At 62.4% G+C, this 13,743-nt stretch carries 15 protein-coding genes, 6 tRNA genes and 1 CRISPR repeat array; of the genes, 15 read left to right on the forward strand and 6 right to left on the reverse strand.

The window, feature by feature from the left end; genetic code table 11:
• Window positions 1-58 precede the first annotated feature (58 nt).
• Window positions 59-529: a CRISPR direct-repeat array (repeat unit 37 nt; unit sequence CATTCGCCCCCCAGCAACGGGGGGCGTGGATTGAAAC).
• A 21-nt stretch (window positions 530-550) separates the two neighbouring features.
• Complete coding sequence (locus WBH99_RS12530) at window positions 551-829, reverse strand: hypothetical protein (protein WP_424220435.1); 279 nt, start codon at window positions 827-829, stop codon at window positions 551-553.
• A gap of 190 nt (window positions 830-1,019) precedes the next feature.
• Here WBH99_RS12530 and WBH99_RS12535 point away from each other — a divergent pair, with 190 nt between their 5' ends.
• Window positions 1,020-1,352, forward strand: coding sequence for a hypothetical protein (locus tag WBH99_RS12535; protein ID WP_424220436.1), 333 nt, complete (start codon window positions 1,020-1,022; stop codon window positions 1,350-1,352).
• Between the two features lie 243 nt (window positions 1,353-1,595).
• On the opposite strand, the gene WBH99_RS12540 is transcribed toward WBH99_RS12535, so the two are convergent.
• Both WBH99_RS12540 and WBH99_RS12545 read right to left on the reverse strand, forming a co-directional pair.
• Window positions 1,596-1,760 (reverse strand): hypothetical protein, encoded by a 165-nt coding sequence (locus WBH99_RS12540; protein ID WP_424220437.1) that lies wholly within the window; start codon window positions 1,758-1,760, stop codon window positions 1,596-1,598.
• Between the two features lie 268 nt (window positions 1,761-2,028).
• A complete protein-coding gene (locus WBH99_RS12545) occupies window positions 2,029-2,289 on the reverse strand; it encodes a hypothetical protein (RefSeq protein WP_424220438.1) in 261 nt (86 codons plus the stop codon).
• 145 nt (window positions 2,290-2,434) lie between these two features.
• Here WBH99_RS12545 and WBH99_RS12550 point away from each other — a divergent pair, with 145 nt between their 5' ends.
• The 3 genes from WBH99_RS12550 to pnp all read left to right on the forward strand — a co-directional run bounded on the left by WBH99_RS12550 (window position 2,435) and on the right by pnp (window position 5,261).
• Entirely contained in the window at window positions 2,435-2,587 is a 153-nt protein-coding gene (locus WBH99_RS12550; protein ID WP_424220439.1) for a hypothetical protein, read from the forward strand.
• A gap of 121 nt (window positions 2,588-2,708) precedes the next feature.
• Window positions 2,709-2,978, forward strand: a complete 270-nt coding sequence (gene rpsO / locus WBH99_RS12555) for a 30S ribosomal protein S15 (protein ID WP_424220440.1) — start codon at window positions 2,709-2,711, stop codon at window positions 2,976-2,978.
• Between the two features lie 153 nt (window positions 2,979-3,131).
• Window positions 3,132-5,261 carry a polyribonucleotide nucleotidyltransferase gene (pnp, locus tag WBH99_RS12560; RefSeq protein WP_424220441.1) on the forward strand — a complete coding sequence of 710 codons (2,130 nt, stop codon included), beginning with the start codon at window positions 3,132-3,134 and terminating at the stop codon, window positions 5,259-5,261.
• Between the two features lie 156 nt (window positions 5,262-5,417).
• On the opposite strand, the gene dksA is transcribed toward pnp, so the two are convergent.
• The gene (dksA, locus tag WBH99_RS12565) at window positions 5,418-5,843 is read right to left on the reverse strand and encodes an RNA polymerase-binding protein DksA (protein WP_424220442.1); all 426 of its coding nucleotides are present in this window, start codon (window positions 5,841-5,843) and stop codon (window positions 5,418-5,420) included.
• Between the two features lie 178 nt (window positions 5,844-6,021).
• On the opposite strand from dksA, the gene WBH99_RS12570 reads away from it, so the two are divergent.
• From WBH99_RS12570 to nagZ, 6 genes are all read left to right on the forward strand, one after another.
• Window positions 6,022-6,098: transfer RNA gene (locus WBH99_RS12570), tRNA-Pro, on the forward strand.
• Between the two features lie 136 nt (window positions 6,099-6,234).
• Window positions 6,235-6,311: transfer RNA gene (locus WBH99_RS12575), tRNA-Arg, on the forward strand.
• Window positions 6,312-6,322: 11 nt separating this feature from the next.
• Window positions 6,323-6,398 (forward strand) — tRNA-His (locus WBH99_RS12580).
• 357 nt (window positions 6,399-6,755) lie between these two features.
• On the forward strand, window positions 6,756-7,502 hold the full coding sequence (locus WBH99_RS12585; protein WP_424220443.1) for a pyridoxine 5'-phosphate synthase: 747 nt from the start codon (window positions 6,756-6,758) through the stop codon (window positions 7,500-7,502).
• Window positions 7,503-7,505: 3 nt separating this feature from the next.
• Entirely contained in the window at window positions 7,506-7,883 is a 378-nt protein-coding gene (acpS, locus tag WBH99_RS12590) for a holo-ACP synthase (protein ID WP_424220444.1), read from the forward strand.
• Window positions 7,880-8,914 (forward strand): beta-N-acetylhexosaminidase, encoded by a 1,035-nt coding sequence (nagZ, locus tag WBH99_RS12595; protein WP_424220445.1) that lies wholly within the window; start codon window positions 7,880-7,882, stop codon window positions 8,912-8,914. The genes acpS and nagZ overlap by 4 nt, the downstream gene beginning before the upstream one ends.
• 114 nt (window positions 8,915-9,028) lie before the next feature.
• On the opposite strand, the gene efp is transcribed toward nagZ, so the two are convergent.
• Together efp and earP are read right to left on the reverse strand one after the other, a co-directional pair.
• The gene (gene efp, locus WBH99_RS12600; protein ID WP_424220446.1) at window positions 9,029-9,586 is read right to left on the reverse strand and encodes an elongation factor P; all 558 of its coding nucleotides are present in this window, start codon (window positions 9,584-9,586) and stop codon (window positions 9,029-9,031) included.
• A 37-nt stretch (window positions 9,587-9,623) separates the two neighbouring features.
• Complete coding sequence (gene earP, locus WBH99_RS12605; protein WP_424220447.1) at window positions 9,624-10,748, reverse strand: elongation factor P maturation arginine rhamnosyltransferase EarP; 1,125 nt, start codon at window positions 10,746-10,748, stop codon at window positions 9,624-9,626.
• 123 nt (window positions 10,749-10,871) lie between these two features.
• Here earP and uvrC point away from each other — a divergent pair, with 123 nt between their 5' ends.
• The 5 genes from uvrC to WBH99_RS12630 all read left to right on the forward strand — a co-directional run bounded on the left by uvrC (window position 10,872) and on the right by WBH99_RS12630 (window position 13,710).
• Window positions 10,872-12,680: an excinuclease ABC subunit UvrC gene (gene uvrC / locus WBH99_RS12610; RefSeq protein ID WP_424220448.1), complete on the forward strand. Its 1,809-nt coding sequence runs from the start codon at window positions 10,872-10,874 to the stop codon at window positions 12,678-12,680.
• Between the two features lie 29 nt (window positions 12,681-12,709).
• Complete coding sequence (gene pgsA, locus WBH99_RS12615; protein ID WP_424220449.1) at window positions 12,710-13,291, forward strand: CDP-diacylglycerol--glycerol-3-phosphate 3-phosphatidyltransferase; 582 nt, start codon at window positions 12,710-12,712, stop codon at window positions 13,289-13,291.
• Window positions 13,292-13,389: 98 nt separating this feature from the next.
• Window positions 13,390-13,465: transfer RNA gene (locus tag WBH99_RS12620), tRNA-Gly, on the forward strand.
• A gap of 51 nt (window positions 13,466-13,516) precedes the next feature.
• Window positions 13,517-13,590, forward strand: a tRNA-Cys gene (locus tag WBH99_RS12625).
• 44 nt (window positions 13,591-13,634) lie between these two features.
• Window positions 13,635-13,710: transfer RNA gene (locus tag WBH99_RS12630), tRNA-Gly, on the forward strand.
• Window positions 13,711-13,743 lie beyond the last annotated feature (33 nt).

Here is a 13,743-nt window from a genome sequence, read left to right on the forward strand (position 1 = left end):
GCAACGGGGGGCGTGGATTGAAACGACTGCGCCTACAGATTTGAAGGCATCCACATTACATTCGCCCCCCAGCAACGGGGGGCGTGGATTGAAACAGTCATGGGATGCAGCAACGCAGACCGCCGACCAAGGAGCATTCGCCCCCCAGCAACGGGGGGCGTGGATTGAAACATGGCATCACCACCGAACATGCCGCCGCCGTTGGCCATTCGCCCCCCAGCAACGGGGGGCGTGGATTGAAACACCTCCACGTCGATGATGCGCAGATCTGTCGTGACATTCGCCCCCCAGCAACGGGGGGCGTGGATTGAAACCTGCAATGTGGGTAGCGGCGCGGTTGAGCAGGGATGCATTCGCCCCCCAGCAACGGGGGGCGTGGATTGAAACCTGTTCGGCCTCATTGGCGTGAAGATGGACGGCCCATTCGCCCCCCAGCAACGGGGGGCGTGGATTGAAACTGCGTGTCCGTCAGCCACAGATACTCGCTGCGGCCATTCGCCCCCCAGCAACGGGGGGCGTGGATTGAAACTGGAACTTCCACACGACGAGCTTATCGCCTGGCGCGCCAGCCTTCCCGAACAGCCCGCCACATAGCAACAAATGACCGCCCGGCATCGGCAACTGGATCAACCAGGAGCAGCCGGGCGATCAGCATCAAGGGGATTGCAGCGAGCGCAGCAAGCAGGCCGACAACCGCACTCTCCATCACATTGAGGTCGCTCGTTGCGAACGCGGCGACAGCGGCAGAAACCCAGATTAGATAAGCGAGGATTTTCATGCTTGGGAAAATGGCGTTAGCCTTCACGATTGGGGCTGCAATATCGGACAAGCATGCTCCTGCTGTCGGCAAAGTTCAAGCGGACTTCACCAAGCTCGGAAGTGCCGTTAAGAACCTGTCAGCCCAGTCAAAAGGGCTTGAGCGATTCGACAGGGCACGAGACGCCTTTCTCAAGGCCGCTGCCGGAGCTAGCGAAGCAAAAGCCATTCGCCCCCCAGCAACGGGGGGCGTGGATTGAAACATGGCATCGACCCCATCCGCCTTTGTGATGGCCTTCATTCGCCCCCCAGCAACGGGGGCGTGGATTGAAACGACGAAGAGGAGTATCCGCAATGAACCGCTAATCCGCGAAGACGCGCTGCGCCGCGCCCTGGCCCGCATGAGCCAAGCGCAAAGCCAGGCCTGGCTCGTGCCCCAATGGCTGGGCAGCGTGCAGGCGGCCTTGAACAGCCCGTGGATCCTGGCCATCGACACCCCCGTCAAGCCTTTGTACGGCAAGCAGGGCGGTGCCCAGGTCAGCGACGACTGGTGGCGGGTGCGGCCAAGGCCGACCTGGTGGGACGGCGGCGGATAATGCCAGGATGAATGCCGATCAAACCATCCGCGCCGGGCTGGGGTCGCCGGTCTTTGATGAATTCTTCCGGGGCGCGAAAGATGCGCCGGCGCGCTTTGCCGTGGCCGCGCTGGGGCTGGCGGAGCGGGCGCTGTTTGGCTGCCGGGGTCGCGCCGCGATGCTTTGCCGTCCTCCGCTCTTCGGGCGCTACGCGCCCTCATCGCTGCGACCGCCAAAGCATCGCAAAACCAGCAGACTACAAATTTACAGAAGAGATGTTGCACTAACGAGGAAGGCCGCCAGCTCGTCGGCGGCAATCGAGAGTTGAGTGTCGCCCAGCATCACCGCCAGCCCTTCGGCAAAGGCCAGGGCCTTTTCGGCTTCGTACAGGGCGTGTTCGCCTTCTTCGCGCAGCATCAGTTGGCTCATGGCTTAGCCCCCCGCCCCTGGCAACGGCAGGCGGGGGTTGAAACTGTTTGCTTTAGATCACCGGCCTGATGCTGGAAGACATCGACCCGCTTGACCTGGCCGACTCGAAGGCGCTGCAGGACTCCTTTCGCAGCAGGGAGGACAACTGAGGAAGCGCTGCGGCCGCTCGATGAAGTGCTGCTCACGGTCCTGCGCATCCAGCCGTCGGAGATCGACGGCCTCGATATGGAGGACTACTGGTTCTGGATCGAGGTCGCCGAGCGCGAGGTCAAGCGCCGGAACGAGATGATGCCGTCGCTTTACGGCCGATGCATACCACACCGGCCATCAGCAATCCGCCGATGAAGGAAGCGCCGGCCGCCAGGGGTGCGCCGGCCATCGCCGCCAGGGTGAGTGCGAAGGGGAAGAGGAATGGCGCCACCCAGAACGGCAAATTTGCAAAGCACACCCAGGCAAGCCACGCGGCAGCGCTGCCGAGGGTCAGCCCGTAGAGCGTCTTGGCGGTAGCGAGGGCGGTTTTTTCAAACATGTTGCGAGGATAGCAAAAGGTCGAACGGCATGGGCAATGAACTGCCTGTAGGCGTCAAGTCGGCGTCAAGATCGGCGTCAAGATCGGCGCGGTGCTGTCGGGCACCTTCCTGGCCGCGTTTGCCTCGCGCGCGGAGGATGACATCATGATCGCCATCGCCATCGCCATCGCCATCGCCATCGCCATCGCCATCGGGGTCGGGGTCGGGGGCGCGGAAAAACTTCGGGTCGGTACCACGGTGGACCGGCTGGTGCGCGGGAGTATGCGGGCACGGCTGAGAAACATGGTGGTGGCTTGAGCGCAGCACTGCTTGTTGCTATAATCGCCCGCTTCCCTTGGCGCTTGCCGGGGAAATTTTTCAATCCGGCATCGGCTCTATCAAACTGGGGCGTTGCTGTTTTCATGAAGAGAGAGTTTGAATGGCATTCACCACCGAACAAAAGGCACAAGTTGTTGCCGATTTCCAGCGCGCCCAGGGCGATACCGGTTCTTCCGAAGTGCAAATCGCACTGCTGACCGCCCGCATCAATGACCTGACCGGCCACTTCAAGGAACACAAGAAGGATCACCACTCCCGTCGCGGCCTGCTGCGCATGGTGAGCCAGCGTCGCAAGCTGCTGGATTACCTGAAGGGCAAGAATGTGAATGCCTACCGTACCCTGATCGAACGTCTGGGTCTGCGCAAGTAATGACATTCCGGGCCGGTAGCGGCCCTGTCTGTTGCAAAGAGCGGTCTGCCACCGGGTAGTCCGCTCTTTTTGTTTGCTGGCTGAGTTAGTGGCTGAGTTAGAATCAGGCGCGCAAATATTGAAATGTCGAGTCGAGAAAGTAGAAAGGAAACTATGTTTAATATCGTGAAAAAAACCTTCGCCTACGGTGAGCAGCAAGTCACCCTGGAGACCGGCGAAATTGCCCGCCAGGCTTCTGGCGCCGTCGTCGTGAGCATGGGCGATACCGTGGTGCTGGTCACCGTGGTGGCGGCCAAGACCGCCAAACCCGGCCAGGATTTCTTCCCCCTGACCGTCGATTATCAGGAAAAATTCTATGCAGCCGGCCGCATTCCCGGTGGCTTCTTCAAGCGCGAAGGCCGCCCCTCCGAAAAGGAAATCCTGACCTGCCGCCTGATCGACCGCCCCATCCGCCCGCTGTTCCCCGAAGGTTTCTACAATGAAGTCCAGATCGTGGCCACCGTGCTCTCCCTGGACCCGGAGATCGATCCCGACATTCCCGCCATGATCGGCGCTTCCGCCGCCCTGGCCATCTCCGGCGTGCCCTTCATGGGTCCCATCGGTGCCGCCCGCGTGGCCTACATCGATGGCCGGTATGTGCTGTCCCCCACTGCCACCCAGCTCAAGGAGAGCCAGCTCGACCTGGTGGTCGCCGGTACCGAATCCGCCGTGCTGATGGTGGAATCCGAAGCTCAGGAACTGTCCGAGGACGTGATGCTGGGCGCCGTGGTGTTCGGCCACGAACAGATGCAGGCCGCCATCAACGCCATCAATGAACTGGTGGAAGAGGGCGGCAAGCCCGAGTGGGATTGGCAGGCTCCGGCCAAGGATGAAGCCCTGGTCGCCCGTATTGAAACCCTGGCCAAGGCCCGTCTGGAAGAAGCCTACAACATCACCGTGAAGCAGACCCGCAGCCAGCAGGTCAAGGACATCAAGGCGGAAGTGATCGCCGCCCTGTGCGAAGGTGAAAATGCCGCTGACGAAAGTGTCGTGGCCGATTATTTCTTCGCCCTGGAAGCCTCCATCGTGCGCGGCCGCATCCTCTCCGGCGCTCCCCGCATCGACGGTCGTGACACCCGCACCGTGCGCCCCATCACCCTGCGCTCCGGGGTGCTGCCCCGTACCCACGGCTCCGCCTTGTTCACGCGCGGCGAAACCCAGGCCATGGTCGTGGCCACCCTGGGCACCAACCGGGATGAGCAGATCATCGACGCCCTGGGCGGCGAATACCGCGAACGCTTCATGCTGCATTACAACATGCCGCCTTTTGCCACGGGCGAATGCGGTCGTGTCGGCTCCCCCAAGCGCCGGGAAATCGGTCACGGTCGCCTGGCCAAGCGCGCCCTGCTGGCCGTGCTGCCCAAGCCCGAAGATTTTTCCTACTCCATGCGTGTGGTTTCCGAAATCACCGAGTCCAACGGTTCCTCTTCCATGGCTTCCGTCTGCGGCGGCTCCCTGGCCCTGATGGATGCCGGCGTGCCCCTCAAGTCTCATGTGGCTGGCATCGCCATGGGCCTGATCAAGGAAGGCAACCGTTTCGCCGTGCTGACCGACATCCTGGGTGACGAAGATCACCTGGGCGACATGGACTTCAAGGTGGCCGGTACCCGTGCGGGCATTTCCGCCCTGCAGATGGACATCAAGATTCAGGGCATCACCAAGGAAATCATGGCCATCGCCCTGGCCCAGGCCAATGAAGCCCGGATGCACATCCTTGGCATCATGGAAGGTTCGGTGACCGGCCACCGGGAAGAAATGTCTGCCTATGCTCCGCGTCTGTATACCTTCAAGATCAATCCCGAGAAGATCCGCGACGTGATCGGCAAGGGCGGCGCCGTGATCCGTGCGCTGACCGAAGAGACCGGCACCACCATCGACATCAAGGATGATGGCACCATCACCATCGCCGCCACCAGCGCGGAGGCGGCTGCGGCGGCTCGTGCCCGTATCGATGCCATTACCGCAGAAGTGGAAATCGGCAAGGTCTACGAAGGTACCGTGCTGAAGATCCTCGACTTCGGCGCCATCGTCAGCATCCTGCCGGGCAAGGATGGTCTGCTGCATATTTCCCAGATCGCCCAGGAGCGTGTCAATGCCGTGACCGACTATCTCAAGGAAGGTCAGCTGGTACGCGTCAAGGTGCTGGAAACCGACGACCGGGGCCGCGTCAAGCTGTCCATGAAGGCCGTGGCTGCCGAGGAAGGCGCAGGCGTTGCACCTGCCGAAGCGCCCGCCCAGCAGTAAGCCGCACTCCCTGCCGCAATGATGACGGGCACCTTCGGGTGCCCGTGGTTTTTCCCCCAGATACCCCCAAAGCAAAAGGAACCCGGAGGTTCCTTTTGCTTGGGCTTTGGCTTTGGCTTGGACTTGGGCCTGAGCCCGATTGCGCGTCAAGTGGCCTTACTTGGCCATCTGCTTCTCTTTCATTTCTTCCAGCGTCTTGCAGTCGATGCAAAGGGTCGCCGTAGGGCGGGCTTCCAGGCGTTTGATGCCGATTTCGACACCACACTTGTCACAATAGCCGTAATCACCGCTGTTGATCCGGCTCAGGGTTTCGTCGATCTTCTTGATCAGCTTGCGTTCCCGGTCCCGGTTACGCAGTTCGATGGCGATGTCGGTTTCCTGACTGGCCCGGTCATTGGGATCGGCAAAAACGGTCGCCTCGTCCTGCATGGTGTGAACCGTGCGTTCGATATCCTCGCTCAACTCCTTCTTGAGGCCTTCCAGTATGGTGCGGAAGTGCTGAAGTTGCCCTGCGCTCATGTATTCCTCCCCGGCCTTGGGGATGTAGGGTGAAAAGTTCTTGTGAAGCAGTTCTTCTGCCATTTGAAATAGCCGTCCGTAATGACGAAAAACGCATTTAATATCAGAAACGGGGCTTCCCTGCAAGAAAACAGGAAAAAACCCCTAAAACCCAAGGCTTCCGGAGCTGCCGGAAACCTGGGCCGATAGTTTGTTTTGTAGTTGACGCCCCGATCTTGCCTCTATAGAATGCGCGCTTCTTCGGGGCGTAGCGCAGCCTGGTAGCGCATCTGTTTTGGGAACAGAGGGTCGTGAGTTCGAATCCCACCGCCCCGACCAGAATGAATATCAAGCCGCAAGGTCGTGACGTCGCTGCAAGGCCGTGATGTCAAGGCCGTGATGTATCAAGGTTGTGATGTATCAAGGCTGTGATGTATCAAGGCTGTGATGTAATTACCCGGCGAGTCGATTCGATGCGCCCGTAGCTCAACTGGATAGAGCAACGGCCTTCTAAGCCGTAGGTTGTGAGTTCGATTCTCGCCGGGCGCGCCAAGAAAACAATGGCGGCTGTAGCTCAGTTGGTAGAGCGCAGGATTGTGATTCCTGATGTCGTGGGTTCGAAACCCATCAGTCGCCCCAGATGCCATGAAAAAACCGACCTCCGGGTCGGTTTTTTCATGGTCGGGTCCGGGTCGCCGGGTCCGGGTCATCCCCCTTCGTCCGGCAGCCTGGCGGGCAGGGGGAGCGATCTTGAAATCCTCCCCATCCAATTCCTCCAGGGGCGAAGTGGCAGCCCCTGTTCATCCACTCCGGGGCAACCCCGCAGGTCATGGTGACCGCCGTCATGCCCTGGCCGGTCACCTGCACGGCCACCGTCCAGATCACGCCGGCGTCCCGGAAGAATCCATTTCAAGGGAAAAACTTCGAGGGAAAACTGGTAGCATCGGGCCCCGCATCCCGGTCGGGATAGCTATCCGTTTCTCGAAGGAGTCTTCCATGATCGAACTGGGCGTCAACATCGACCACGTGGCCACCCTGCGCCAGGCCCGGCGCACCTGGGAGCCGGACCCGGTCTGGGCTGCCGTGGAGGCGCACCTGGGTGGTGCCGATGGCATCACCATCCACCTGCGCGAAGACCGCCGCCACATCGGCGACGAGGACGTGCGGCGCCTGAAGGAATTGACCCAGGTGAAGCTCAACCTGGAAATGGCGGCCACCGACGAGATGGTCGGCATCGCCTGCCGCACCCGGCCGCAGATGGCGATGCTGGTCCCCGAAGGCCGCCACGAAGTCACCACCGAGGGGGGGCTCGACGTGGCCGGGCAGGAAAGCCGCCTGAAGGAGGTGGTGGCCCGCCTGAGCGATGCCGGCATCGTCACCAGCGTCTTCATCGATGCCGAATTGCCCCAGGTGGAAGCCGCCGCCCGCATCGGCGCCCGGGTTTGCGAACTCCACACCGGCCCCTATGCCCACGCCTTCCACACCCAGGGCCGCGATGCAGACGCGGACGCCGTGCTGGCCGAAGTCGATAAGCTATGCCGCGCCGGCGAGGCCATCTTGCAACGGGGCATGCGCTTCAACGCCGGCCATGCCCTCAATTATTACAACGTCGGCCGCATCGCGGCCCTGCCCGGCGTGCGCGAGCTGCATATCGGCCATGCCATCATCAGCCGCGCGCTCTTCATCGGCCTGCGGCAGGCGGTGCGGGAAATGAAGGCCCTGATGGAGCGGGCCGCCGCCTGATTCATGATTTACGGCATCGGCACCGACATCGTCGCCGTCCGTCGCCTGGCCCGCCTCCTGGAGCGGCATGGCCGCCGGGGCAGCGACAAGATCCTGGCGCCCCATGAGCGGGAGGAATTCGCCCAGGCTCGCGAGCCCGCCCGCTTCCTCGCCAAGCGCTGGGCCGCCAAGGAGGCTTTTGCCAAGGCCCTGGGGAGCGGCATCCGCCCGCCGGCGCGGCTCACTGCCATCGGCGTAGGTCATGATGAACTGGGCAAACCCTCTTTCATCCTGAGTTCCGAACTCCAGGCCCTGCTCGAGAGCCGCCAGCTCACCCCGCATCTTTCCCTCAGCGACGAGGCGGAATACGCCGTCGCCTATGTGATCCTCGAACGCCCATGACCGAACAAGCCCTTGGCCCCCTGATGATCGACATCGAGGGCAGCACGCTCACCGAGCTCGACCGGGAACGCCTCTGCCATCCCCTGGTGGGCGGCATCATCCTCTTTACCCGCAATTACACCGACCCGGAACAGCTCACGGCCCTCACTGCGGCAATCCACGCCCTGCGCCAGCCGCCGCTTTTGATCGCCGTGGATCATGAAGGGGGGCGGGTACAGCGCTTCCGGCAAGGTTTCACCCGCCTGCCCGCCATGGCCCGGCTCGGCCAGGCCTGGGATGAAGATCCTGAGCGGGCCTTGAATCTCAGCCGCCAGGTCGGTTATGTGCTCGCCGCCGAGCTGCGGGCCCGGGGGGTCGATTTTTCCTTCACCCCGGACCTCGACCTCGACTATGGCCGTTCCAGCGTCATTGGCAGCCGCGCCTTTCACCGCCGCCCCGAGGCCGTGATGGCCTTGGCCGGGGCGCTGATCGCGGGTCTCGAGGCGGGGGGCATGGGCGCTTGCGGCAAGCATTTTCCCGGTCACGGCTGGGTGGAGGCGGATTCCCATGTGGCCGTTCCCGTGGACGAGCGCAGCCTCGAAGCCCTGCAGGAAGACATCCGCCCCTATCGGGAACTTCCTCTCGATGCGGTCATGCCGGCGCATGTGATCTACCCGGAAATTGACGATAAACCTTCCGGATTTTCAAAGAAATGGCACGCTTATCTAAGAAACGACGTGAAGTTTGACGGAGTGGTTTTCAGCGACGATCTGTCGATGGCAGGCGCCCGCGTCGCCGGCGACACCCTGGCCCGGGTGGAAGCGGCCTACCAGGCCGGCTGCGACATGCTGCTGCTATGTAATGCGCCGGACAAGGTAGGTGAGGTGCTGGCGCGCTGGCAGGTGCGCTGGCAGGTGGAAAGAGACCCGCTGCGCAGTGCCCGCCTCACCCGGCTCCTTCCCCCGGCTCCCGCCCTCGACTGGAGCGCACTCCAGGCCAGCCCGGACTATCAATCTGCCGTTACGGCCATCATCGATTTTGCGGAACGGTAAACGGGCTGAGGACGGCGGCTGGATAAAGTGGACGGAAATGGCCCGTTCCCGGGGCTTACGGAAATGCAAACGGGCAGCCGAGGCTGCCCGTTCCAAACAGCGGCCAAGCTGAAATTACTTGACCCGGTTGCGGTACTCGTCGGTGCGGGTATCGATTTCGATCTTGTCGCCGATTTCCACGAAGGCGGGCACGGCGAGTTCGAAGCCGGTGACGATCCTGGCGGGCTTCAGGACCTTGCCGGAGGTGTCGCCCTTGACAGCGGGTTCGGTATAGATCACTTCACGCACCACGGAGTTGGGCAGTTCCACGGAAATGGCCTTGTCGTTGTAGAACACTACTTCACAGGCCATGCCGTCTTCCAGATACTTGAGGGCATCGGTCATGTTTTCGGCTTCGATGTCGTACTGGTTGTACTCGGCATCCATGAAGACGTACATGGGATCGGCGAAGTAGGAGTAGGTCACTTCCTTGCGATCGAGTTGCACCACTTCAAACTTGTCATCGGCCTTGTACACGGACTCGGAAGGCGCGCCGGTGAGCAGGTTCTTGAGCTTCATCTTGACCACGGCAGCGTTGCGGCCGGACTTGTTGTATTCGGTTTTCTGGACCACCAGGGGGTCGTTACCCACCATGATGACGTTGCCAGAGCGGAGTTCCTGAGCGGTTTTCATGATTTTTCAGAGCGTTAGGCCAAAACGAAACCCGGGATTATACGCGTGATTCACAAAATTTGACGAGCGTTGTGAGCAGATCATTTTCACTGCCCAACCGGGCACTCCGGTCGCAAGCCTTGTCTTGCAGTGCCGGCAGGGCCGCGTGAAAACCGGGCCAGGTGGCCTGCAGATTGCCTTCCAGCCCGTTCCAGGCGCGCCAGAAAGCGGCCATCGGGGCAGGGGCTTCATACCAGTCGAGGAAGGCTTCCAGCTTGGCGCCATGGGCAGCCTCCTCCTGTGGGTAGAGGTTCCAGACCAGGGGACGGGCTGCCCACAGGGCCCGCACGAAAGAATCCTCGCCGCGCACGAAATTCAGGTCGCAACTCCAGAGCAGTTCATCAAAGCGGGACTGGGGCAGGAATGGAATGGGCACGAGGCGCGCCGGGCCTACTTGCCAGGGGCCGCCACCGCCCAGTAATTTCTGCACGGCCGCCAGGGGTTTGCCCGGCGGCACCAGGCAGAGGAGGGATGCCGGGTGTTCCCGCCAGGCCGCCAGCAAGTCGGCGACCGGAGCCGTGTCGTAACAGAACAGGCTGACCTGAAGGGTATCGGGCGCCCGATCTAGTCCCAATTCCATCAGGAAACGCCGGGGCCCCTCCTGGGCCAGAAAGGCATCGCGCCGGGTCAGCAAATCCTGTTCACGCAGCAGGCCGCCCGTGCCCGGCACCAATCCCGGAAAGCAGAAGAATTTCACCAAGGGCAAACGGCGATGGGGTGAAGCCAGCCCGTGGCAACCGGCCACCCAGGGCTCGGCGCTCAGGTATTCCAGATTCACCCAGCAGGGCGGGCGAGGGCGGTCGGCCATGGCGGCCAGATACCCGGCGGGCGGGTCGCAGGCAAAGGCTTCGATCACCACATCGGCCACCTGCTCGAACACCAGGGGCGATTGCCAGCGGGCGATGCGGACGCCCTCGATTTCCTGGCGCTCCAGGGCGGGGTCAAAAGCGGGTAACAGCGGCGCCAGGACCTCGGGCGCATCCACCCAGAGCCGGACCCGCACCGGGTATTCGGCAGCCAGTTGCCGGGCCAGGCGCCAGCAGACGCCGATGTCCCCCAGGTTATCCACGACCCGGCAGAAAATGTCCCACAAGGGGCGCAAAGGCGGTGTATCAAGTGCCATGGGGCGCCATGGTAACATCCGCGCCATGCCTGAATTTGCCCCAGCCAACGGCCCCGATGCCCGCCATGCCGCACCCATGGTTCAGGCCCGTACCTGCAGCCCCCGATTTCCCGATTGCCGCCCATGAGTTTTGACCACAAGGCTTTCCTGGCTACCCTGCCGGACCTGCCCGGGGTCTACCGCATGTTGTCCGCAGAAGGGACGGTGCTTTATGTGGGCAAGGCCAAGAACCTCAAGAAGCGGGTGTCTTCCTATTTTCAGAAGACCCTCGCCAGCCCCCGCATCGCGATCATGGTGAGCCAGATCGAGCGCATCGAAACCACGGTGACCCGTTCCGAGGCCGAAGCCCTGCTGCTCGAAAACAACCTGATCAAGACCCTGTCGCCGCGCTACAACATCCTGTTCCGGGACGATAAATCCTATCCCTACATCGTCATCAGCCGGGGCGAATTCCCCCGCCTGGGCTTCTTTCGCGGCAGCCCGGACCGCAAGGCCGACTACTTCGGCCCCTTTCCCTCGGCCTCGGCCGTGCGCGACAGCCTCTACCTGCTGCAGAAGATGTTCCGCCTCAGGACCTGCGAGGATTCGGTCTTTGCCAACCGTTCCCGCCCCTGCCTCTTGTACCAGATCAAGCGGTGCAGCGGCCCTTGCGTGGCCGGGCTGGTGAGTGCCGGGGATTACGCCCGGGACGTGCAACTGGCCGCCTGGTTCCTGCTCGGGCGCCAGAACGAGGTCATCGAACGCCTCGGCGAGGCCATGGAAGAGGCGGCCGCCAAGCTGGCCTTCGAGCAGGCCGCCTTGTACCGGGACCAGATCCAGTCCCTGCGCCAGATTCAGGAACGCCAGTACATCGAAAGCCACAAGGGCGAAGATGCCGACGTGGTGGTGGCAGTGCGGGAAGCCGGGCAACTGTGCGTCAACCTGGCCATGGTGCGGGGCGGGCGACACCTCGGGGACCGGCCCCAATTCCCGATCCATGGCAATGATTCCAGTCCGGAAGAGGCCGTGGCCGCCTTCATCGCCCAGCATTACGCCTTGCACCCGGCTCCGGCCCGGCTGCTGGTCTCCCCCTTGCCCGACGAGATGGAAGAAACCGCCGCCGGTCTCGATGCGGCGGCCGGCCGGCCTGTCCCCATCAGTGAAGCCCGGGCGACCATGCACAAGGTGTGGGTGGACATGGCGCTGCAGAATGCCCGCCTGGCCATCACGGCGCGTAACCAAGCCAGCGCCCAGCAGGGCCAGCGCCTGGAAGCCCTGCGCCAGGCCCTGGGCCTGACCGAGCCCCTGGAGCGCATCGAGTGCTTCGACATCAGCCACACCCAGGGTGAGTCCCCGGTGGCCTCCTGCGTCGTCTATCAGGGCCACGGCATGAAGAAGTCCGATTACCGGCGCTTCAACATCCGCGACATCGAACCCGGCGACGATTATGCCGCCATCCGCCAGGCAGTCAGCCGCCGCTACGACAAGCTGGCCGAGGGAGAAGGCGTGGCGCCCGACCTGATCCTCATCGACGGTGGCAAAGGCCAGGTGGCCATGGCCGCTGCCGCCCTGGAGGAACTGGGACTTGCCCATCTGCCCATGGTCGGGGTTTCCAAGGGAGAAGGGCGCAAGGTCGGCCTCGAATCCCTGGTGTTCCCGGATGGCCGGGAGGCCTTACAATTGGGAGCCGATAACCCGGCCCTGCATCTGGTGGTGGAAATCCGCGACGAAGCCCACCGCTTTGCGCTGACCGGCCACCGGGCCCGGCGCAGCAAGGCCAGGAATACCTCCCGCCTGGAAGACATCCCCGGCGTGGGGCCCGCCCGGCGCAAGGCCCTCGTCACCCATTTCGGCGGCCTGCCCGGCGTGGCAGCCGCCTCGGTGGAACAACTGGCCCAGGCCCCTGGCATCAGCCCGGCCCTGGCCGCAACGATTTACGCCACCTTGCACTGAAAACCGAATGCCAATTTAAAGCGCACTCCATGCCCTTCAATCTGCCCATCTTCCTGACCTGGCTGCGCATCGTCGCCATTCCCTTGCTGGTCGTGCTGTACTATCTGCCTGAAAACTGGCTGCCGGAACGGGAACGGGATCTGTTCGCCACCTTGCTGTTCATGGGGGCCGCCCTCACCGACTGGCTAGATGGCTACCTGGCCCGCAAACTCAACCAGACCTCTTCCTTTGGTGCCTTTCTCGACCCGGTGGCGGACAAGCTGATCGTCGCCGCCGCCCTCATCATCCTGGTGGAGTTGGACCGCACCAATGCAGTGGTCGCCACCATCATCATCGGCCGCGAAATCACCATCTCCGCCCTGCGCGAATGGATGGCCAAGATCGGCGCCGCCAAGAACGTGGCCGTTTCCATGCTGGGCAAGATCAAGACGGTCACCCAGATGTTGTCCATCACCCTGCTCTTGTACCGGGAACCCCTGCTGGGTTGGAACACCCTGGAGCTGGGGAATCTGCTGATCTGGATCGCGGCCCTGCTCACCCTCTGGTCCATGGCTTATTACCTGCACAAAGCCTGGCCGGAGATTGTCAAGCGTACGGGGGCCGGAGCCTGATCTGCCCGGGTCCCGGGCATCACGAATTTGCTCCGGCAAACCCACGTGAAAACGTTGACTTTCAAGTTACATCCCCTATAATGCGCCCTTCATTTGAAGCGGCAGTAGCTCAGTTGGTAGAGCGCAACCTTGCCAAGGTTGAGGTCGAGAGTTCGAGACTCTTCTGCCGCTCCAGGATTTCTGGTGAAGCCATGACAGCTTTACCCGTCGTAAAAAGCATTTACTGGCGCGATAGCAAAGCGGTTATGCACCGGATTGCAAATCCGTGTAGGTCGGTTCGACTCCGGCTCGCGCCTCCATACAGGCAGCAATAGGGCGGTAGTAGCAGGGCGGTAGTAATAGGGCGGCAGTAGCTCAGTTGGTAGAGCGCAACCTTGCCAAGGTTGAGGTCGAGAGTTCGAGACTCTTCTGCCGCTCCAGTAAAGGCAGCTCCAGCAATGGCAGTTCCACGA

Source organism: Azovibrio sp. (assembly GCF_049658005.1).
In the GTDB taxonomy this organism is placed as follows: Bacteria; Pseudomonadota; Gammaproteobacteria; order Burkholderiales; family Rhodocyclaceae; genus Azovibrio.

What these genes read in the sequence shown, in the direction of transcription:
- WBH99_RS12535 (WP_424220436.1), top strand. Translation starts at nt 1,020, where the DNA reads ATGGCATCGACCCCATCCGCCTTTGTGATGGCCTTCATTCGCCCCCCA.
- rpsO (WP_424220440.1), top strand. Translation starts at nt 2,709, where the DNA reads ATGGCATTCACCACCGAACAAAAGGCACAAGTTGTTGCCGATTTCCAG.
- WBH99_RS12585 (WP_424220443.1), top strand. Translation starts at nt 6,756, where the DNA reads ATGATCGAACTGGGCGTCAACATCGACCACGTGGCCACCCTGCGCCAG.
- pgsA (WP_424220449.1), top strand. Translation starts at nt 12,710, where the DNA reads ATGCCCTTCAATCTGCCCATCTTCCTGACCTGGCTGCGCATCGTCGCC.
- acpS (WP_424220444.1), top strand. Translation starts at nt 7,506, where the DNA reads ATGATTTACGGCATCGGCACCGACATCGTCGCCGTCCGTCGCCTGGCC.
- efp (WP_424220446.1), bottom strand. Translation starts at nt 9,586, where the DNA reads ATGAAAACCGCTCAGGAACTCCGCTCTGGCAACGTCATCATGGTGGGT.
- earP (WP_424220447.1), bottom strand. Translation starts at nt 10,748, where the DNA reads ATGGCACTTGATACACCGCCTTTGCGCCCCTTGTGGGACATTTTCTGC.
- pnp (WP_424220441.1), top strand. Translation starts at nt 3,132, where the DNA reads ATGTTTAATATCGTGAAAAAAACCTTCGCCTACGGTGAGCAGCAAGTC.
- nagZ (WP_424220445.1), top strand. Translation starts at nt 7,880, where the DNA reads ATGACCGAACAAGCCCTTGGCCCCCTGATGATCGACATCGAGGGCAGC.
- WBH99_RS12545 (WP_424220438.1), bottom strand. Translation starts at nt 2,289, where the DNA reads ATGTTTGAAAAAACCGCCCTCGCTACCGCCAAGACGCTCTACGGGCTG.
- uvrC (WP_424220448.1), top strand. Translation starts at nt 10,872, where the DNA reads ATGAGTTTTGACCACAAGGCTTTCCTGGCTACCCTGCCGGACCTGCCC.
- WBH99_RS12550 (WP_424220439.1), top strand. Translation starts at nt 2,435, where the DNA reads ATGATCGCCATCGCCATCGCCATCGCCATCGCCATCGCCATCGCCATC.
- dksA (WP_424220442.1), bottom strand. Translation starts at nt 5,843, where the DNA reads ATGGCAGAAGAACTGCTTCACAAGAACTTTTCACCCTACATCCCCAAG.
- WBH99_RS12540 (WP_424220437.1), bottom strand. Translation starts at nt 1,760, where the DNA reads ATGAGCCAACTGATGCTGCGCGAAGAAGGCGAACACGCCCTGTACGAA.